This is a genomic window from Saccharospirillum sp. ABV4_185 (assembly GCF_056159245.1).
Map to the genome: position 1 here is coordinate 1,570,221 of NZ_JBSWUW010000001.1, position 19,223 is coordinate 1,589,443.

At 56.3% G+C, this 19,223-nt stretch carries 19 protein-coding genes and 2 tRNA genes; 6 read left to right on the forward strand and 15 right to left on the reverse strand.

The features are described 5' to 3' along the window. The first annotated feature begins 12 nt into the window (after window positions 1-12). Window positions 13-1,155, forward strand: coding sequence for an ABC transporter permease (locus ACXAE6_RS07310; RefSeq protein ID WP_475146262.1), 1,143 nt, complete (start codon window positions 13-15; stop codon window positions 1,153-1,155). Here the strand turns inward: ACXAE6_RS07310 and ACXAE6_RS07315 are convergent. From ACXAE6_RS07315 to ACXAE6_RS07330, 4 genes are all read right to left on the reverse strand, one after another. Further along, window positions 1,079-2,152 carry an AraC family transcriptional regulator gene (locus ACXAE6_RS07315; RefSeq protein WP_475146264.1) on the reverse strand — a complete coding sequence of 358 codons (1,074 nt, stop codon included), beginning with the start codon at window positions 2,150-2,152 and terminating at the stop codon, window positions 1,079-1,081. The genes ACXAE6_RS07310 and ACXAE6_RS07315 overlap by 77 nt on opposite strands. Continuing rightward, complete coding sequence (locus ACXAE6_RS07320; RefSeq protein WP_475146266.1) at window positions 2,149-2,571, reverse strand: GNAT family acetyltransferase; 423 nt, start codon at window positions 2,569-2,571, stop codon at window positions 2,149-2,151. The genes ACXAE6_RS07315 and ACXAE6_RS07320 overlap by 4 nt, the downstream gene beginning before the upstream one ends. A gap of 62 nt (window positions 2,572-2,633) precedes the next feature. After that, entirely contained in the window at window positions 2,634-4,016 is a 1,383-nt protein-coding gene (locus tag ACXAE6_RS07325; protein WP_475146268.1) for an ATP-binding protein, read from the reverse strand. A 24-nt stretch (window positions 4,017-4,040) separates the two neighbouring features. Then, entirely contained in the window at window positions 4,041-4,745 is a 705-nt protein-coding gene (locus ACXAE6_RS07330) for a response regulator (protein ID WP_475146269.1), read from the reverse strand. A 120-nt stretch (window positions 4,746-4,865) separates the two neighbouring features. Between ACXAE6_RS07330 and smrA the strand changes: the two genes are divergently transcribed. Further along, window positions 4,866-5,453, forward strand: coding sequence for a DNA endonuclease SmrA (smrA, locus tag ACXAE6_RS07335; protein WP_475146272.1), 588 nt, complete (start codon window positions 4,866-4,868; stop codon window positions 5,451-5,453). Window positions 5,454-5,470: 17 nt separating this feature from the next. Here the strand turns inward: smrA and ACXAE6_RS07340 are convergent. The 10 genes from ACXAE6_RS07340 to ACXAE6_RS07385 form a co-directional block, all read right to left on the reverse strand. Next, a tRNA-Leu gene (locus ACXAE6_RS07340) sits at window positions 5,471-5,557 on the reverse strand. A 35-nt stretch (window positions 5,558-5,592) separates the two neighbouring features. Further along, window positions 5,593-5,679: transfer RNA gene (locus tag ACXAE6_RS07345), tRNA-Leu, on the reverse strand. A 120-nt stretch (window positions 5,680-5,799) separates the two neighbouring features. Beyond that, window positions 5,800-7,437 carry an ABC transporter ATP-binding protein gene (locus ACXAE6_RS07350; RefSeq protein ID WP_475146276.1) on the reverse strand — a complete coding sequence of 546 codons (1,638 nt, stop codon included), beginning with the start codon at window positions 7,435-7,437 and terminating at the stop codon, window positions 5,800-5,802. Beyond that, window positions 7,430-8,269, reverse strand: a complete 840-nt coding sequence (locus ACXAE6_RS07355) for an ABC transporter permease (RefSeq protein ID WP_475146278.1) — start codon at window positions 8,267-8,269, stop codon at window positions 7,430-7,432. Before ACXAE6_RS07355 ends, ACXAE6_RS07350 begins: the two co-directional genes overlap by 8 nt. Window positions 8,270-8,279: 10 nt before the next feature. Further along, complete coding sequence (locus tag ACXAE6_RS07360; RefSeq protein ID WP_392805646.1) at window positions 8,280-9,239, reverse strand: ABC transporter permease; 960 nt, start codon at window positions 9,237-9,239, stop codon at window positions 8,280-8,282. Window positions 9,240-9,250: 11 nt separating this feature from the next. Next, complete coding sequence (locus ACXAE6_RS07365) at window positions 9,251-10,840, reverse strand: ABC transporter substrate-binding protein (protein ID WP_475146282.1); 1,590 nt, start codon at window positions 10,838-10,840, stop codon at window positions 9,251-9,253. A 115-nt stretch (window positions 10,841-10,955) separates the two neighbouring features. Next, a complete protein-coding gene (locus ACXAE6_RS07370) occupies window positions 10,956-11,540 on the reverse strand; it encodes a GbsR/MarR family transcriptional regulator (protein WP_475146284.1) in 585 nt (194 codons plus the stop codon). 213 nt (window positions 11,541-11,753) lie between these two features. Then, window positions 11,754-13,040: a glutamate-1-semialdehyde 2,1-aminomutase gene (gene hemL, locus ACXAE6_RS07375; protein ID WP_475146287.1), complete on the reverse strand. Its 1,287-nt coding sequence runs from the start codon at window positions 13,038-13,040 to the stop codon at window positions 11,754-11,756. Between the two features lie 222 nt (window positions 13,041-13,262). Further along, on the reverse strand, window positions 13,263-13,694 hold the full coding sequence (hemJ, locus tag ACXAE6_RS07380) for a protoporphyrinogen oxidase HemJ (RefSeq protein WP_475146290.1): 432 nt from the start codon (window positions 13,692-13,694) through the stop codon (window positions 13,263-13,265). Continuing rightward, window positions 13,694-15,301 (reverse strand): chloride channel protein, encoded by a 1,608-nt coding sequence (locus tag ACXAE6_RS07385; protein ID WP_475146292.1) that lies wholly within the window; start codon window positions 15,299-15,301, stop codon window positions 13,694-13,696. Before ACXAE6_RS07385 ends, hemJ begins: the two co-directional genes overlap by 1 nt. Window positions 15,302-15,594: 293 nt before the next feature. Between ACXAE6_RS07385 and ACXAE6_RS07390 the strand changes: the two genes are divergently transcribed. The 4 genes from ACXAE6_RS07390 (at window position 15,595) to ACXAE6_RS07405 (ending at window position 17,773) form a co-directional block, all read left to right on the forward strand. Further along, a complete protein-coding gene (locus ACXAE6_RS07390; RefSeq protein WP_392805631.1) occupies window positions 15,595-16,353 on the forward strand; it encodes a DUF6776 family protein in 759 nt (252 codons plus the stop codon). Continuing rightward, a complete protein-coding gene (locus tag ACXAE6_RS07395; RefSeq protein ID WP_475146296.1) occupies window positions 16,340-16,858 on the forward strand; it encodes a bactofilin family protein in 519 nt (172 codons plus the stop codon). The genes ACXAE6_RS07390 and ACXAE6_RS07395 overlap by 14 nt, the downstream gene beginning before the upstream one ends. Window positions 16,859-16,965: 107 nt before the next feature. Further along, window positions 16,966-17,316, forward strand: coding sequence for an iron-sulfur cluster insertion protein ErpA (gene erpA / locus ACXAE6_RS07400; RefSeq protein ID WP_392805626.1), 351 nt, complete (start codon window positions 16,966-16,968; stop codon window positions 17,314-17,316). Continuing rightward, window positions 17,288-17,773, forward strand: a complete 486-nt coding sequence (locus ACXAE6_RS07405) for a DsrE family protein (RefSeq protein WP_475146299.1) — start codon at window positions 17,288-17,290, stop codon at window positions 17,771-17,773. Before erpA ends, ACXAE6_RS07405 begins: the two co-directional genes overlap by 29 nt. 50 nt (window positions 17,774-17,823) lie before the next feature. Here the strand turns inward: ACXAE6_RS07405 and ACXAE6_RS07410 are convergent, their stop codons facing one another. Beyond that, window positions 17,824-19,113, reverse strand: a complete 1,290-nt coding sequence (locus tag ACXAE6_RS07410; protein ID WP_475146302.1) for a peptidoglycan DD-metalloendopeptidase family protein — start codon at window positions 19,111-19,113, stop codon at window positions 17,824-17,826. Between the last annotated feature and the right edge of the window lie 110 nt (window positions 19,114-19,223).

Consider the following 19,223-nt stretch of genomic DNA (forward strand, 5'->3'; position numbering starts at 1 on the left):
AGGTTGAATCCGATGTGGTCGAGCTTAAAAGCCGAATGGACGTTGCTGTTTCGCTATCGCGGCATCCTGTTGATTCTGATCTTCGCGCCTTTGTTTTATTCATTCTTTTATCCGCTGCCCTATCAAGCCGCTGTGGTGACTGAGGTAAGGCTCTGGATCGTCGATGCCGATCAAAGCCAGGCCAGCCGACGGTTGATTGATCATTTGGATGCGGCCCCTCAATTGCGGGTAGACCGGGTGACGGCAACCGATGTTGATCGTTCCGAAGCCTTGGTTGCCGGTGATGTTCAGGCCTATCTAAATATACCGGCGGGCATGCAGGCCGATCTGGAGCGCGGTGAAGCGGTCACTTTGGCCTATGGTGGCAGCGCCAGTAATTTCCTGGTTTACGGTACCGCAGCGCGCTCCATGGCGCAGGTGATTCGCGCTGAATCGGATCGCTGGGCGCAGCCGCATCGACTGCAAACCCTGGGCAATGCTGTTCAGGCCGAGGCTCGTGCGGAACCGTTGCAGTTGGCGCTGACGCCGCTGTTCAATTCGGATCGTTCTTATCTGCAATATCTGGTGCCGGGCGTTTATCTGTTTTTGGTGCAACAGGTGCTGATGCTGGCGGTGGGTATGCATTGGGGCGCTCAGCGTGAAGAGGGTTCCGTCGCTAAACCCATTCATGGATTTGTTACCCAAACCTTGATCTATGGTGTGCACGGTTTGGCGTTGGTGCTCTATCTGTTTCGTTGGGCGTTGCCATTGGAAGGCGTTTGGCCGGCACTGAATGGCGCTCAGCTGTTCGGTTTTGGTTTGCCGTTTGTGCTCAGTGCTATCTGGTTCGGCATGATCGTCTCGCGACCGATGCAACGACTGGAAACGCCGCTGTTGTGGTTGTTGCCCTTGTCGGTGCCACTGCTATTGCTGACTGGGATCAGCTGGCCGCACTTTGCCATGGCCGAGTGGTTGTTACCGCTCACTGACTGGTTACCGGCGACACAGGCGGCCAAGGCTATGCTGGGTACGGCCTTTATGGGCGTCGATGCCTCGGCGTGGGGCCTCTGGTTGTTGGCGTTGTTCTATGGTGGTCTGGCTATGGCGTTGCGTTGCGTGCCCGTTCGCGAAACCGCGCCGGCGCTTCCCCGGTCCACTGACGAAAGGCCCGCGTAAAGTTTGCCGGTTCGCTGAAACCCAGGCGATAACCGATCTCCAAAATGGGGATGTCGCTGTGGCGAATGTACTGTAAGGCCAGTTCCCGACGCGCCTGCTGCAGTAGTTCGCGGAAGCTGACCTGGGCATCGCTTAAACGGCGCTGCAGCGTGCGAGATGACAGGTGCAGGGCGTCGGCAACGCTCTGTTGGGAGACTTTGCCGGCGGGCATTTGCAGAATAATTTCCGAGACCACCTGACTGGGCCAGTCTTGTTGCAGCAAGCGTAGATAGCTGGCGACAACCTGTTCGTTAACGGTTGCCAGATGGGCGTTGGCTGATGGCAGCGGCCGGTCGAGCAGATCGTTATCGAACCAGATGGTGTCTTGGTTGTCGTTGTCCTGCACCGGGCAACCGAGGACGCGGGCGTAGTCGTCACGGCTGTTGCCGAGATCGCGGCGAAAGCTGACCGAATGCGGCGTAAAACGCACCCCGAAATAGTGTCGGCACAGTGACACCAGCGCCAGAGCGCCGGCTTCGCGCAGTTGTCCCAGGCTGTCGTTCAGATCGGCTTCGACAAAGTTTTCCAACAGATGATGCAACAACGGACTGGAGTGCATACGTAAGCCGCACTGGCCGGGTCGGTCAACTTTGTGCAACTGAATGGTGGTGGTTAACAGGGAGTAATAACGTTCCAGCAGGGCCAGCGCATCGCGTCCGGTTTCGCTGCTGGCCATGGCAAATCCCAACGCATGAAAGGTGCCGGCATTGACGTGTTCGGCAATGGCGATGGGCAGATTGGTATCGGTTTGAGCCAGTCCCAGGCGCCATAACTGAACCACGGCCATGGACGGAACCCGGGCATTGGCGTCAGCCAGGTGTTCCGGCAGCAGCCCCGCTTCGCGCGCCAGTTGGTCGGCGGGCAGTCCCAGCTTTTCAAAGGTCTGTAACAGCAGGCGTGGCCAACTCGCCAGGACGGTCAGGCGCAAGGGGAATTGAGTGGTGTCATTCAGCGTCATGGCTGATCGCTGATCAGTCGTTTGCCGAGACTGACCGCCGCATCGACCTGATAGCCCAGCGCTTCGTAGAACGCTAAAACGCTGGCATTGCTGCTGCGCACCTGGAGGTTAATCTTCGGGCAGCCAAGCGCGGTCAGCTTGCGTTCCAGTGTCTGCATCAGTTGTTTAGCCAGACCCTGGCGCTGGTATTGAGGGTCGACCGCCAAGTAATTCACCCAGCCGCGGTGGCCTTCATAACCGCCCATGACTGAGGCGATGAGAGTGCCGTCGCGTTCGCCGACCAGAAACAATTCCGCGCCGACCTGGCATTTGCGATCGATATCTTTGTTGGGATCATTCCAAGGCACGGTGAGGCCGCAATCCTGCCAAAGCTGGATAACGGCTGCCCGGTCGGCTTGCTGAAAGGGGCGAATCTGCACGCTACTGACTCCGCTAAAGCGCAACAGGCTAGCGATTCAGCCTGAAGGCGGCAAGTTGGGCGTTAGCGTTGGCGGGATTTGGGCAGCACGATGCGCACACAGAGTCCGCCTTCGGCTCGATTGAAGGCGCGGATTTCGCCTTTGTGCGCCTGGATGGCGTGGCGGGCAATGTTGAGACCCAGGCCAGCGCCAGGGTTGCTTTGGTCAAGCCGATAGAAGGGATCGAACAGTTGCTCCAGCTTATCGTCAGGGACGCCTGGTCCCTGGTCCGACACTTCGATGGTGGCATGATGCCGATCGCTGTGCAGTTCGATACTCAGTTCGCTGCCATCCGGTGAAAAGCGCAAAGCGTTGCGCACCACGTTATCCAGAGCGCTGTGAATCAGTTGGCCGTCGCTATAGAGGGTCGTTGGCTGGTCGATGATTTCGACGATATTGACCTCGCGTTGGCGTGATTCAAAGCGAGCGTCTTCAGCGACCTGATGCACCAGATCATCCAGCTGGATTTCGCTGGGCTCGAGCTGCTGCATATCGTTTTCGAAGCGCGATAGCTTCAGTACCTGGGCGATCAGGCTTTCCAGGCGATCGCTTTCGCGTTCAATCCGGTTAAGGGCGCTTTCCAAATCGGTCGGCGCTTTTTGTCGCACGATACCGAGGGCGACCTGCAGCCGGGTCAGTGGCGAGCGCAGTTCGTGACTGACGTTACTGAGCAGACGTTGCTGGGCGGAAACCAACTGCTGCAGGCGTTCGGCCATATCATCGAAGTCGCGCCCTAACTCGCCCAGTTCGTCAGCGCGGTGGGTGACAGAATCGCCAACCCGGGCATCCAGACTGCCACCGGCGAGTTGACGCGAAACTCGGCGCAAGCGTTCCAGCGGTCGGGTGAAAGACCAGGCCAGCAGCAGACTCATCAAGCCGGACACGACCAGACCAAAGATGATGCGCAGCCATTGGCTGTCGAGCCAGAGTGGTAAATTGGGTGGCGGCAAAGGAGGCACGCCACGAATAAACATCCGGTACACCTCGCCGCCAACCGACATGGTGATCGGCCCCATCCAGGTTTCCTGCCGCCATTGCCCGACTTTAACGCCTTCCATTTCCATCATTTCCGACAACATGACCAGAATGCGCCGAGGAGGTCTGGGTGTACCGAGCAGGTGGTAGGTGTCATCAACCAGATACCATTGATAGCTGGACTGGCTGTTGAAGCGGTCGAGCTCGTCAATGATTTCCTGGCGACTGCTGGCCAGGCGATCGATATTGGGCAGTTTGACCCTGTTAAGCAGGCGGATGTGATTGGAGTTGGGGGCGCCGATCTGATAGACCTGCGCCACCTGGTGCGAGACGAAGGCTACGGCCAGAACAATCAGTAGCAGCGTGACCCAGAAGCTGATCCAGATCTTGCCAAACACAGACCCCAGTGGATTCAGCTTGGACCAGGTCACGGATGGTACAGGCAGAGACATTGATTAGCTGGCTTCAACAAAGAGGTAGCCGATGCCTCGAATGGTTTGAATTTTGGGGTCTTCGGTGACGGTCTGAATCTTACGACGCACGTTGGAGACGTGCATATCGATAGAGCGATCGTAAGCCATGATTTCACGACCCAAAACTTCGCGATAAAGGTCTTCTTTTGGCACTGCCTTGCCCGCTCGGCTCATCAGTACGCGCAGTACTTTGAATTCGCTGGTGGTCATGGGCAGTGTCTGGCCATCGCAGTCGACTTCGTAGGTATCGAAGTTCAGCGTGACGCCATTGCATTCCAACGTGCCGGTATCGTTTTCTTTCTGGGCGCGATCCAGTTCGATCCTGCGCAGCAAAGCTTTTATGCGGGCCAGCAGTTCACGGTGGCTGTAGGGTTTGGCCAGGTAATCATCGGCGCCCAGTTCGAGGCCGAGTACCCGGTCGGTTTCCTCGCCTTTGGCGGTCAACATCAGGACCGGAACGGCGGAGGTGTTGCGAATCTGTTTGAGGGTTTCAAAGCCATCGATGCCAGGCATCATGACATCCAGCAGCACCAGGTCGTATTCGCCACGACCCAGTTCCTGGATGCCTTCTTCACCGCTGTGGGCGGCGCTTAGGCGGAAACCTTCGGCGTCGAGATACTCGCCGAGCAGTTCGGCCAGATCACGATCATCGTCAATGAGGAGGATATGCGCTTCATTCATGGCCATTAGTTTGTCCCAACCGTTAGAGGCTCGCGATTCCTTTTACCGCTCGTTTACACCGCCCCGAGCGCCTTAGGCGGCGCTTGTACTAGCTGATAGAATAGCGCCAAAAGCTTTAGGTGTGCTATGAGTGATGACGATGAACTGGACCTCTTCCGCCAAGAGATGAAGGGCGTTCAGCCGCTGAAAACCAAACCCAAGGTGGATCTGGCGAAAGGCTCGACACCTCAGCCGAGCCTGATTCATCGGCGCCAGATGGCGGTGACCACAACCGAAAAAGACAGCAATCACCTGACCGAAGAAATCATCGATCTGGTACATCCGCTTGATGTGCTGGAGTACCGCACTGATGGTGTTTCGCACGGTGTTTATCGCAAGTTAAAACGGGGTCAGTATCCGATCGACGCCCGTTTGGATCTGCATCGCAAATCCATGCAGCAGGCGCGTGCTGAGGTGTTTGGCTTTATCGAAGACTGCCTGAAATATGACGTACGTTCGGCGATGATTCTGCATGGCAAGGGCGAACGCAGTGAACCTCAGGCATTTCTAAAAAGCTGCGTGAACACCTGGTTGAAACAGATACCGGCGGTATTGGCGTTTCATTCGGCGCAGAATTTCCACGGCGGCGTTGGTGCGCTTTATGTGCTGCTGCGCAAAAGCGAACGCAAGAAAAGCGAGAACCGCGAGCGGTTTATGAAAGGTCGGATTGAGTAATAAGAGGGTCGTACAGATGGTGCCTGGGAGAGGATTTGAACCTCCACGGGGTTGCCCCCACTAGCACCTGAAGCTAGCGTGTCTACCAATTTCACCACCCAGGCAGAGCGGTCGCGGTAAGAAGGTCATCCGGGTGAAATGGTGCCTGGGAGAGGATTTGAACCTCCACGGGGTTGCCCCCACTAGCACCTGAAGCTAGCGTGTCTACCAATTTCACCACCCAGGCATTCCGGATGCACTCACCGTCGGTAAGCAGGCGCGCATCTTAGTGAGCGGCCCGGCCGCTGTCAACAGTCTTTCCCGTTTTCCACGAAAAACCACTGCCAAAACAACGGCTTGAGGCCACTTACTGGTCCTGCCCTGTCATTTTTCGGCCGGCAATGGCTTCTTCGAGCCAGCCCAGTTTCATCTGGGGTACGGAACGTAACAGCAGGTCGGTGTAATCATCGAAGGGCCCCGTCAGTACTTGTTCGTGAGTGCCGTAGCGTACGACCTCGCCTTGCAACATCACCGCTATGGAGTCTGAGATGGCGCGCACCGTGGCCAGATCGTGGGTGATGAATAAGTAGGCAACGCCGGCCGATTCCTGCAGACGCAGCAAGAGTTTCAGGATGCCGTCGGCGACCAGCGGATCAAGCGCTGAGGTCACTTCATCGCAGATGATCAGCTTGGGTTCGGCGGCTAAAGCCCGAGCGATGCAGACGCGTTGCTTCTGTCCGCCGGAGAGTTCGGCCGGGTAACGGTCGTAATATTCCGGTCCCAGTTCGATGGCGTCGAGCAGTTCCAATACACGTTGGCGGCGAGCGGCACCCTTTAAACCAAAATAGAACGTCAGAGGGCGACCAATGATGGTCGCTACAGTATGGCGTGGGTTCATCGCTACATCGGCCATCTGATAGACCATCTGCAACTGGCGCAGCGTTTCTTTATCGCGACTTTTTAATGCTTTGGGCAAAGACTGGCCAGCAAAGCGAATATCGCCGGATTCAATCGGTAGTAAGCCGGTAATGCAACGCGCCAGCGTCGATTTCCCGGAGCCTGATTCGCCTACCACGGCGAGCGTCTGGCCGGCTGAGAGTTGCACCGATACCTGCTTCAATACCGGCGGCAACTCAGCACTGTAGCGCGCACTGACCGCATCGACTTCGAGCAACGGCTGTACCTGTGGTTGACGCGCCTGGTGGTCAATGGAGCGGACCGATACCAAGGCTCGGGTGTAGTCTTCTTTAGGGCGCTCGATGATGTCGCGCGTTGGGCCGTATTCCACCGCCTCGCCGTTGCGCAGCACCAGGATGTTGTCGGCCACCTGAGCGACCACCGCCAGATCGTGCGTGATGTAGAGCGCACCAACGCCGGTATCGTGAATGGCATCTTTGATCGCCGCCAACACATCAATCTGGGTGGTGACATCCAGCGCGGTCGTCGGTTCGTCAAAAATGATCAGATCGGGTTCTGAGCACAGTGCCATGGCGGTCATGGCGCGTTGTAATTGGCCGCCGGAGACTTGGTGCGGATAACGCTGACCAAAATGCTCCGGATCGGGCAGTCCCAGCTTGGCGAACAACTCCACAGCACGCGCTTCTGCATCAGCACGGCCAAGCACGCCATGCGCCAGCGTTGCTTCGATCACCTGATCCATAAGTCGATGCGCTGGGTTAAAAGCTGCTGCTGCTGACTGAGCAACGTAGCAGACCGTTTTGCCGCGCAGGCGACGCAATCCACCTTGGCCGTTGGCCAGGATGTCTTCGCCGTTGACGCGGATTTCACCACCGGTAATGCGCACGCCGCCGCGACCATAACCAGCAGCACTCAAACCGATGGTCGATTTGCCAGCGCCGGATTCACCGATCAGTCCCAGTACTTTGCCTTTCTCCAGCGTCAGGCTGACGCCATCGACCAGAGTGACATCACGCGGTTTTTCGCCGGGTGGATAAACGGTGGCGCCGATGCGCAGATCGGTAATGTCCAGTAATTGATCAGCCACTGCGGCCTCCTTTTAGATCGGTGGTGCGACGCAACACCCAGTCGGCAACCAGATTGACGGAGATGGCCAGCAAGGCGATGGCGCCGGCAGGAATCAGTGCCGCCGGTACGCCAAAAACAATGCCCTGACGGTTTTCGCGCACCATGGAACCCCAGTCGGCTTCCGGCGGTTGCACACCCAAGCCCAGGAAGGACAGCGACGACAAGAACAGCACCGCAAAGATAAAGCGCAGACCCAGTTCAGCAACCAGAGGCGATAAGGCGTTGGGCAGAATCTCACGGAAGATGATCCAGACCCGGCCTTCACCGCGCAGCCGGGCGGCTTCGACAAAATCCTGAACGTTGATATCGACAGCGACCGCCCGGGCGATCCGGTAAACGCGGGTGGAATCGAGAATGCCCATGACCAGTACCAGAATCATGGTCGTGCTGGGCATGACTGAGAGCACCACCAAGGCGAAAATCAGCGTCGGAATGGACATCAGCAGATCGATGGTGCGTGACATCAACTGATCGGCCCAGCCGCCGAGTACCGCCGCCAGAATGCCCAGGATCGAACCGAGACCAAATGCCAGAGCGGTCGCCAGCGCAGCGATGGTCATGGTGGTGCGGGCGCCGTACAGCAATCGTGAAAACAGATCGCGACCCAGGTTATCGGTACCCAGCAGGTGAATGGCAGAACTGGATTCCCACATATCGCCGACCGATTCGGACAGGCTGTAAGGCGCGATCCAGGGCGCAAAGACGGCGGCCAGCACAAATAAAGTGGTCAATATCAGGCCGATCAGTGCGGTGATGGGGATATTGGCCAGAGGGTTATTGGGGAGTTTCATCGGCTGCGCCTCACTTCGGATGCCGCAAGCGCGGGTTGGAGAGGATGGACACCACATCGGCGATGATGTTCAGGCCGATATAAACGGTGGCGAAGATCAGTCCGCAGGCCTGAACGACGGGTACGTCGCGTTTGGCAACGTGGTCAATCAGATACTGGCCCATGCCCGGATAGACAAAGATCACTTCGATCACCACCACGCCAACGACCAGGAACGCCAGGTTGATCATAACGACGTTAATCACCGGTGCGATGGAGTTGGGAAAGGCGTGACGCCAGATGATCTTCAGCCCGCCCAGCCCTTTCAGCTCGGCCGTTTCAATGTAAGCCGATTGCATCACATTCAAGATGGCCGCGCGGGTCATGCGCATCATGTGCGCCAGAATGATCAGCGTCAGCGTAAAGGCCGGCAGTGCGATGGCGCGCATGCGTTCCACGAAAGGCATGCCGTCGTAGACGGTGGACACGCTCGGGAACCAGCCCAGTTTGACCGCAACGAAATAGATCAGCAGATAGCCAATAAAGAAGTCGGGCAATGAAATGGTGGTTAGGGTCGCCCCGGAAATGACTCTGTCCGGCCAGCGGTTCTGGTAACGCACCGCCACCAGACCCAGCAAGATAGCCAGAGGAACGGCAATCAGCGCTGTCCAGAACGCCAGAAAGAAGGTATTACCAGCCCGCCCCAGCAAAGAGTCGGCAATGGATTGACCGTTGGAAAGGGAGGTTCCCAGGTCGCCGGTCAGAATGCCGCCGAGCCAGTCGAGATAACGCATCCAGGCGGGATCGTTCAGCCCCAACTCGGCGCGTAAATTGGCAACCGCCTGATCCGTGGCGGACTGGCCCAGGATGGCCTGGGCGACGTCGCCCGGAAGCATCATGGTGCCGACAAAGATCAGAATGGAAACAGCGAACAGCAGTAAGACGCCCAGCGCGAGGCGCTGGGCGATCAGTCTTGCGACGATTAGGTTCATGGTTTGGTCGCTCAGGCACTCAACCAGCAGCGGCTCAACGCGAAGCCGGACATCATCTCGAACTGAGGATGATCGACCCAACCCTGAACCTGGTTGTTATGTGCTTCGATGTAGTCGTTGAACATCGGCAGCAGCAAGCCACCTTCGTCACGCAGAATCATCGCCATGTCGTGGTACATCTGGGCGCGCTTGGTCTGATCCAGTTCGCCGCGAGCCTGAACGGCCAACTGGTCGAACTGCTCATTGAAGAAGCGGGTGTCGTTCCAATCGGCGCCGGAAACGTAGCCGGTGGAGTACATTTGGTCCTGAGTCGGGCGGCCGCTCCAGTAAGAGGCGCAGAACGGTTCCTTGTTCCAGACATCGGACCAGTAGCCATCACCGGGTGAGCGTACCACTTCCAGGTTGATGCCGGCCTGGGCGCAGGTTTGTTGATACAGCTGAGCGGCATCGACGGCGCCCGGGAAGGCAACGTCAGAGGTGCGCAGCACAATGGGGCCGCTGTGGCCGGAGCGTTCGTACAGGAAGCGGGCCTGATCCGGATCGAATTCGCGCTGCGGAATGTCGGTTGGCGCCAGAGGGTAAGCGCTGTTGATCGGGAAGTCGTTGCCGACACTGCCGTAGCCACGCAGGATGCGCTCCACCATATCTTCGCGATTCATCGCCAGTTTCAACGCCATGCGCAGGTCTTTGTTGCTGAAGGGGGCGGTGTCGCAATGCATCGGGAAGACGTAATGGGCCGGGCCGGATACGTTGTGAACTTCAATATTGGCCAGGCGTTTCACCATATCGACAACACGTGGTTCAACGCGGTTGATCATATGTACCTGGCCGCTTTGCAGCGCGGCCATCCGTGCGGTCGGATCGTTGATAACGGTGATTTCGATTTCCGCCGCGTGGCCCCATTCATCGAGATTCCAATAATCGGCGAAGCGTTCAGCACTGTGGCGTACGCCCGGTTCAAACTCGGTAACCTTATATGGGCCGGTGCCGATGCCAGCATCCGGGGCGTCTTTGCCGCCGTTGGGCTGAATCATCAGGTGGTAATCGGAGAACAGGTACGGCAGGTCGGCGTTGGCTTCGGTGGTGGTGACCACGACTTCGTATTTGCCGTTGGCTCGAATATCAGCCAGACCACGCATAATACCCAGCGCGCCGGATTCAGAGGCTTCGTCGGAGTGACGCTCCAGAGTGGCCACGACATCGGCGGCGGTCATTTCCTGGCCATTGTGGAACAGCACACCCTGGCGCAGTTTGAAGGTCCAGGTCTTGGCGTCGGCGGATGAGCTGACTTCTTCGGCCAGACGCGGTACCAGGTCGCCATTGGGGGCGACGTTGGTCAGACACTCACCCCAGGACTTACCAAACATAAATTGCACCTGGCTGGTCCAGGAAGCCGGATCCAGGCTGTCGGTGGATGAGCCACCTTGCATACCGGCCTTCAGTAAACCGCCTTTGATAGGTGTGCCGGAAACGGCTTCGGCAAACACGCTGCTGGCGAAAGGTAAAGCCATACCCAATGCCATGGCGCGGCCGAGAAAGTCGCGGCGGGAAATGCGGCCACGACGGGCCTGTTCAGTCAAAAAATTCAGTTCGTTGGACATCGTCCGTTCTCCTCGTTGTTGTTTCCGTATCGCGCAGTTTTTTATGGGCTGGATTGGCCAGTGCGTTGCCTGGGCAAGCGCTGAACATCCAATCTTCTGTTTTGCGTAGGACGGGCTAACCGGGGGAGTCGTCGGCCAACCAGCGGAATAACTCACCGGACTCACTGCGAGCGATGAGCTTTTCCAAAAAATGATAGTAATGCTTGGATTCGTCGATCTTGGCAAGATCGCGTTCAATTTCGCGTTCGGTCTTGGCGTCCAGGTCGGGGTCGTTGAGTAATGCCTGATATTGGCGTTCCGCCGCTGCGATGGCTTTGCCGTTGATGGTGACTTCTTCTTCCCAGCGTCGACAGAAGAAGTTGATGAAGTTTTTATGAAAGTCTTCTTCGGCGCGGTAGAGGTCTTTGCGACTGCCGGGACGAAATACCCGGTGCACCATGCGGTTGTCTTGCAGCTTGCGCACGCCGGTGCTCATGCTGGCTTTGCTCATGCCCATCTTGTCGCACATCTCATCAAGCGTGATGGGATCGTTGTGGAAATACATCAGGCCATAAAGCAAAGCCGTAGAGGCATTGACGCCATAGTGATCCATCGTCTGAGCGATGGCATCCACCACCAGACCGCGAGTTGCATCAAGGCGATCTTCTAGCGACAGAGTGTCGTCTTCAGTTCTGGCTTGTGAGGGCGTCGATGGTGGCATGGTTCGGATCCAAATCCGGAAAAGTCCAGTGTTCTGAACGTTCAGTATTTTTTAAACGTTTTTTCACCTTACCAGACTGAACTCAGATGTGAACCGTTACTCAAGAATCAATTGGTGTTGAACAAGCAGGATTTGGGAGGGAATGTCTTCGAAAAGCGCTAAATTCGGAATATGGCCACCTACTGGTGGCCATCTGCATTTAACTGGCCGGTGTTAGGACAGTTGGCTGAAAGCGTTTTGAGCAGCCTGAAGGGTTCGTTCGATGTCTTCTTCGCTGTGCGACAACGACATAAAGCCAGCTTCAAAACTGGAGGGCGCCAAATAAATGCCCTGATCCAGCATGGCGTGGAAAAAGCGATTAAAGCGTTCGCTGTTGCAGGCCATCACCTGGCTGAAACGGCTCACAGTTTCTTCTTCGCTGAAGAATAAGCCGAACATGCTGCCAGCGGCATTGGTGGTAAAGGAAATGCCGGCGGCTTTGGCCAGGTCGCGCATTCCCTGAGTCAGCGCTGTGGTGCGATCGGTCAGTTGTTCATATACACCGGGTTGATCAATCTGATTCAGCACCGCAAGGCCTGCGGCCATGGCAACGGGGTTGCCAGCCAGAGTGCCAGCCTGGTAGACCGGTCCAACCGGTGACAGATGATCCATGATGTCGGCACGACCACCAAAAGCGCCAACCGGCATGCCGCCGCCGATGACTTTCCCCAGCGTGGTCAGATCGGGTTTGACGTTGAAGTATTGCTGAGCACCTCCCAATGCCACTCGAAAGCCGCTCATTACTTCGTCGAAGATCAACACAGCACCGCTGTGATCGCACTGCTCACGTAAGGTTTCCAGAAAGCCCGCCTCGGGCAATACGCAGTTCATATTGCCGGCGACGGGCTCGACGATGACCGCGGCAATGCGATCGCCCAGTTCGGCAAAACAGCTGCGAACGGCCTCGGCATTGTTGTATTCCAGCGTCAGGGTGTGCTCGGCGACGTTAGCCGGCACGCCGGGCGAAGTGGGTACGCCGGTGGTCAACATACCGGAGCCGGCTTTGACCAGCAGGCTGTCGGAATGACCATGATAGTTGCCTTCGAATTTCACCAGCAGATCGCGCCCGGTAAAACCTCGTGCCAGCCGAATAGCCGACATGGTGGCTTCGGTACCGGAGTTAACCATGCGTACCTTTTTGATGGACGGTACCAGGGCGCAGACTTTTTCCGCCATCAGCGTTTCCAGTTCACTGGGCGCACCAAAGGTCAGAGCCTGATCAACCTGATGGTGGATGGCCGCACGCACGCTTTCATCGCCATGGCCGAGAATTTGCGGTCCCCAGGAGAGGACGTAATCGATGTACGCCTTGTCGTTGGTGTCATACAGGCGGGAGCCTTCGGCGCGCTTGAAAAAGACGGGAGTGCCACCGACGCCCTTGAACGCACGCACGGGTGAATTGACGCCACCAGGGATGACTTTCTGGGCGCGTTCGAACAGCGCCGCAAAGGAATCGGTCATGGTCTGTAATGCCTATTGGTTATGCGATGCCGGCCATTGTCCTGTTTCGACTCAACTCTGGCAAACGCAGGCACTGCCCTGGCTCTGGAGTCAGTGGCGTTTAGCGTCTAGACTCGCGCTGATCGTCAGATTTTATGATCTGGGGATTGTCTAGTTGATAGGTAGTCATTGGCCAACGACCTGGCGGTCGTTGGCCTTTTTTGTATCTGCTCGACAGTGTGATTAGAAGGGTTTCAGCACCACCAACAGCACAATACCCACCAGGGCAATGACCGGCATTTCATTGAACCAGCGGAACCAGCGATGTGAATGTCGATTGGCGTCCGCTGCGAAAGTGCGTACCAGGCGGCCACAGGCGTGGTGGTAACCGATCAAAGCGAGCACCAGCGCCAGCTTGAAGTGCAACCAACCCATGCTCAGCCAGACCTGTCCGCTGGCGGTGAACAGCATGCCGATACCAAAGGCCAGCGCCAACACCATCGAGGGTGTCATGATGCCGCGATAAAGTTTGCGCTCCATGATCTTGAAGCGTTCCTTGCTGGCTTCGTCTTCGGCCATGGCGTGATAGACGAATAACCTTGGCAGATAAAAGATGCCCGCAAACCAGGTGATGACGGTCATGATGTGGAAGGCCTTAAGCCACAGATACAGCATTATTGGATGTCTCCTTCTGAGGTGAGTACCGAGACCAGTTGCGCACGGGTGACCAGTCCGGTGTTGCCATCATCCAGCGGCAGTAAGAAACCGGCGGTATCTTCCTGTTGCAGGGATTTGACGGCTTCAAGCAGGGTGATGTCTTCTGTCAGTGGGTGTAGACGGCTGTATGGCCCGATCAGTGACTGAACCGCCTCGGCGAAGGGTGGCCGTATGTCCGCTTCCAGTTGAATCCAATCCTGATGGCAGGCGGTCAGTCGCTCACGCGCCAGCAGATAGGCTTTGTTATCGAGTTGTAATACCACCCATCGATAAGGACTTTTAGCCAGAGTGGCGATGCGTTCGCGTTCGCTGGCTGGATCGCAGCTGTCAAACTGCCGGGTGCCCAGCTCCGACAGATAACGTTGCGCCAGAGCCGTGCGCACCGGGTGAGTCTGAATCGACAGTCCCTGAGCTTCAAGGATGCCGCGAAACAACGACGGCAACCGGAACCCGTGCTGGCAAACCAGGTTGGCCGACAGCACAACGATCATCGCCGGAAACATCGCCTGAGCACTGAGTGATAACTCCAATACCGCTGCCAGTGCAGCCAGTGGCGCATGCAGTACGGCGCTCATCATGCCGGCCATACCCAGCAGTGCATAGAGCGCCATATCGGAGGCAGGCAGAATGGCTGCCATTAGAGCACCACCGCAGGCGCCAATAACGAGGATGGGGCCGATGACGCCGGCAGGGATGCCCAGTCCCACTGCGCAGGCGGTGGCAATCATCTTGGCGATTAGTATTAACGCCAGAATTTGCCAGGGCTGAGGGTCGCTGAGGGTTTGGTTAACCGTATCGAAACCGGAGCCGAGAATTTCCGGAACCAGCGTCGCCAGGCTGCCCACCAGCAAACCGGCGAGCAGCAAACGGGTTGAGCGCCGCGCCGGGCCATGCCGTTGCATTAATCGAACCAGATGGTGAAACGCTACTGCCAGCAGACCGATCGCCAGGCCGGTTAGCACCAGCAATGGCCAATCAGAAATGTGCGCAGATTGCAGTTCAATGGCGATAAAGCTGGGGTGTTCGCCGATTAACCAGCGACTGGTAGCCGAAGCTGTTACGGCCGCCGCTATAATGGGCGTAAAGCCGAGCAGGCTGTACTCCATCAATACCACTTCCATGGCAAATAAAACGCCGGCTAATGGCGTATCGAACGCTGACGAAATCGCCGCCGCTGTACCACAACCGATCAGCAGGCGGAGCTGGCTTGGAACCCGATGTGTGCGTTGTCCAAGCTGATTGGCAATGCCAGCACCGATATGCACCGCTGGACCTTCTTTGCCGACCGAATGGCCACTACCCAATGCCACTATGGCGGCGGCCAATTGAAAGAAGGCGTTACCGGCGGCCAGTTTGCCGCGACCACGCTGCAGGCGATCAATCACATGAGCAATGCCCACATTGTGAACCCGGCTAGGCGTCCATCGATAAAGTGCGATCAGGACCAGACTACCTAGTAAAGGAAGCGCAAAGCGCATGGGTAGGGAGAGGGATTCAAAATCTTCCAAAGAGTCGCCGTTGAGCAGGCCGAGCAAGCTATTGAGCAACAGCAAAAAACCGGTCATAACGAGTCCGGTTGCGACTCCGGTAACCATGCCGAGTAACACCAGTACCAACAAACTTTCAGGCCTACTCAGCCAGGTACGAAACAACGTAAAGCGAGTATTTGGCATGGAGGGCGGCTTGTCACTGGCTTCGATCGGCCCTTATCATAGGGGGCTTACGCATTGATTGCCACGACCCTTGGGGTCACCGGTTACAGCCGGTCAGTGCTGTCGTGCCTTGAGTGATACGCATTGGTAATTGGTGCGCTACGCTGCAAGTTGCACTGGATGTCTTCATTGGCCTTGGAGTCCTAATGGCGAAAGAACAGCTGTCGCGCTTTGACCGGATGTCGGTCGTGCCTTATCAACCCTGGCGACGTAGGGTCGTTTCAGCGATTGGAACTGTGATTCTAGTCCTGGTGGTGTATTGCGCTTACCTGTATGGTCGCCAGGCTGGATTTGATGCTCAGGTCGATTTGGTTGCTGAACGCAATCGATTGCAAACCGCTTTACGACAATCGGTACAGCGCAGTGAAGAGTTGCGTTTGCGGGTGGCGACGCTGGAGCGGGGCTCGGATGTGGACCGTCAGGCCACCGAAGAAGTCCGCCAGGTGAATCGGGAGCTTAGTGATAGAATTGCTCGCCTTGAAGAAGAAGTGACGCTTTATCAAGGCATTATGGCGCCTTCAATGAATGCCGAAGGTCTGCGTGTACAGGAAGTCCGTTTGGAACCGACCAGTTCACCGGATCGCTATCGGTATAATCTGATGCTGACTCAGGTTGGCAATAACTCTCAGTATTTGCAGGGATTTGTTGGCGTCAACCTCGTGGGTAGCCAGAACGGTGAGCGAGTTGCGATGACGCTCGCCGATGTATCGGATGATGTGGATGAGGTAGATATCCGTTTTCGATACCGCTATTTTCAAGAAATCGCAGGTGACTTAGTGTTGCCGGAAGGGTTCATTCCCGACCAGATTCAAGTCGTGGCGCAAGCAGTGGGGAATCGCTCCGCTCGGGTAGAACGCGCTTATAGCTGGTCGGATTTGGAGAACGGAAACAATGTGGGGCAATAAGAAAACAGTGGCTAACGACGTAACTCTTATATCAGTAAAGGCCGAAATCAACGGTGACATCCGGGTTTCGGGAGGCCTCCACGTCGATGGACGTATCAAAGGCAATATCCTGGCCGATCCGGACAGTGGTGCTGCGGTGCGTATCAGCGACAAAGGCTTGGTGGAAGGTGAGATTCGTGCCCCCAACATCGTCATCAATGGCGAAGTCAAAGGCGACGTTTACTCTTCCGAACATATTGAGCTGGCTAAAAAAGCGGTGGTCACCGGTGACGTTCATTACGTCATGATGGAAATGGTCATGGGCGCTAAGGTCAACGGCAAGTTGTTGCACGTGGCGACCGATAAGAGCAAGAAGACCAAACCAGCGGCGCCCGAAAATACCGCCGACACAAGCTCCAACAGCGCCACGGGTTTGTCGTCTCCGGCAGCGAACCTTCAGTCTGGTCCTGGGGCTAGCGACAACAAGCCGAAAACGACACCGACTGACAGTTCAACACTTAAGTAAGAGCCTAGGGCCATTGAAAAACGCTTTCATGGCCCTGATCTCGTCGTTCAACAGCGGGTCTGCACTGCGCAGGCTTGTGTTGGCTGACTGATGATTGAGTAATGGTGATGACTGAAACTGCAATTCAAGATGATGCCTTGCTGGTGACTGACCAGGCTGCCATCAAAGTCCGTCAGTTGGTTGAAGAAGAAGGTAATGAGCAACTGATGCTGCGGGTCTTTGTCACCGGCGGCGGCTGCTCTGGGTTCCAATACGGATTTACCTTTGATGATGAACTGGCCGACGATGACACTGTGATCGAGCGTGAAGGTGTTCGGTTCCTGGTCGATTCATTAAGTGTGCAGTATTTGCACGGCTCAACGGTGAGCTACACCGAAGGGCTGGATGGCAGCCGCTTCACGATTGATAATCCGGCTGCGGAGACAACCTGTGGCTGCGGATCCTCGTTCTCTATCTAAATCTAACTCCAGATTCATGTTTAGGCGATTGGCTGCGCTCACACTGGTGTTGCAGTTTGGTCTGGCCGTGGCTGAGACGTCGAGTTTAAATGCAGCTGACGAGCATTGGGTCGCCTATTTGCAGGCGCATACGCCTGAAGAAGTATCCACGATTTTAGAGCGTGCTGAATCCTTGCTTGATTCAGCCGAGGGTTACCCCAGCCAAAGCCCCATCGCGTTAATCCTGCATGGAGAAGAGACGCGAGCTTTCCTCAAAGCAAACTACTCCACAAACAGAGCGCTGGTTGATCAGGCTGCTCGCCTGGATGCCTATAACGTCATTGATGTGCAGGTGTGTGAAACCTGGATGCGTGATAATGCCGTGTCGGCGGATCAGCTACCGCCTTTTGTTTCTACCGTTCCTTATGGCCCCGCTGTTGAGCAACAATTGCTCGAGCAGGGCTATGATCATTTCTGATCGATAGCCCGATAAACCAAGTTTGTGGATAGCTGAGATAGCGACTGGGATCAGTCGCTGTTGGCCTGAGCGTAGTTGCCGTTAAAGACATCTAGCTGGCCCATCATGTTGGATGCGAAGTCCTGGAATGCCGTCAGGTATTGCTCTTCCAGTGGCTGGGCAGTGGGCAGTGGCACGGTTTGTGGATTGCGGTGCACACCGTTTACCAGGAACTCGTAGTGCAGATGTGGGCCGGTAGCCAGGCCAGTGGACCCTACATAGCCAATAATCTGTCCCTGGCTGACCCGGTTGCCGACTCGGGCGTACCGGGAGAACTGGTTCATGTGGGCATAAAGAGTGCGCATGCCGCCGCCGTGTTGGACCACCACCACATTGCCATAGCTGCTACTGCGACGGGCGGAGATAACTTTGCCATCGCCCGTCACTTTGATTGGAGTGCCGGTCGGTGCAGCGTAATCGGTGCCACGATGGGCCCGAATGGTATTGAGTACGGGGTGACGCCGGTTAAGGTTGAAACCCGAAGAAATTCGGAAAACATCCATCGGAGTACGTAGGAAAGCTTTGCGAATACTGTCGCCATTGGGCGAGTAATAATCGGTACGACCGCCAGCATCGGTATAACGAATAGCGGTTACTTCACGGCCCTGGTTAATGAAGCGTGCCGCCAAGATAGGGCCATCGCTCAGCTTTTTACCGTCCAGGAAGTGCTCTTCATATATCAGTGAAAATGAATCGCCGGAGCGGATGTCCAGCACAAAATCGATGTCCCACCCGAACAGCGTCGCCAATTCCATGATCATGTTATCGCTGAGGCCGGCGTCTTTGCCTGCCAGATAGAGGGAGGTATCGATAGAGCCTTGAGTAAAGCGAGTGTGGATTTCCGGTTCGCGAACAATTTGTTCAAGTTCGAAGCTTTCATCCCCCAGCGTGATACGGTGCTGGATCATTTGTGATTCACTGAAGGTGACTTCTCTGAGTGTTTCCGTGCTGTCAAAACCGAAACTGAAGGATTGTCCTGGGTAGATGCGATCGAGCGACTGGCTGATCTCATCATCGGCCAGCATACGATACAGGACGCTGACGCCCGCGCCCGCTCGTTCGAACAGCGTCGACAAGGTATCACCAGGGCGAACCTCCGCTGCAACGCGGCTGAAGGAATCGGCTGAATCCCCAGCCGGAGGCGATGACTGCAATTGCAGTCGGGCGGGAATCTCGACAATGACGGATTCACTGGTGGCGGGCCAAAGTGTCAATAGCAGCATCAACGCAGTGAGGCTGCCAACACCAATAGCGTGCCAGCGAGGAAAGGCTTGAATGCGGTATAGGAGCGTACTGATCATCTTGAAAACAGGTAATTGGCTCGTAAAGTTAATCTAATATCTTAACAGTAGATCCGTCGAGTGCTAACTGATAGCACATACTGATATAATACGTCTTCTGTTTATATGTA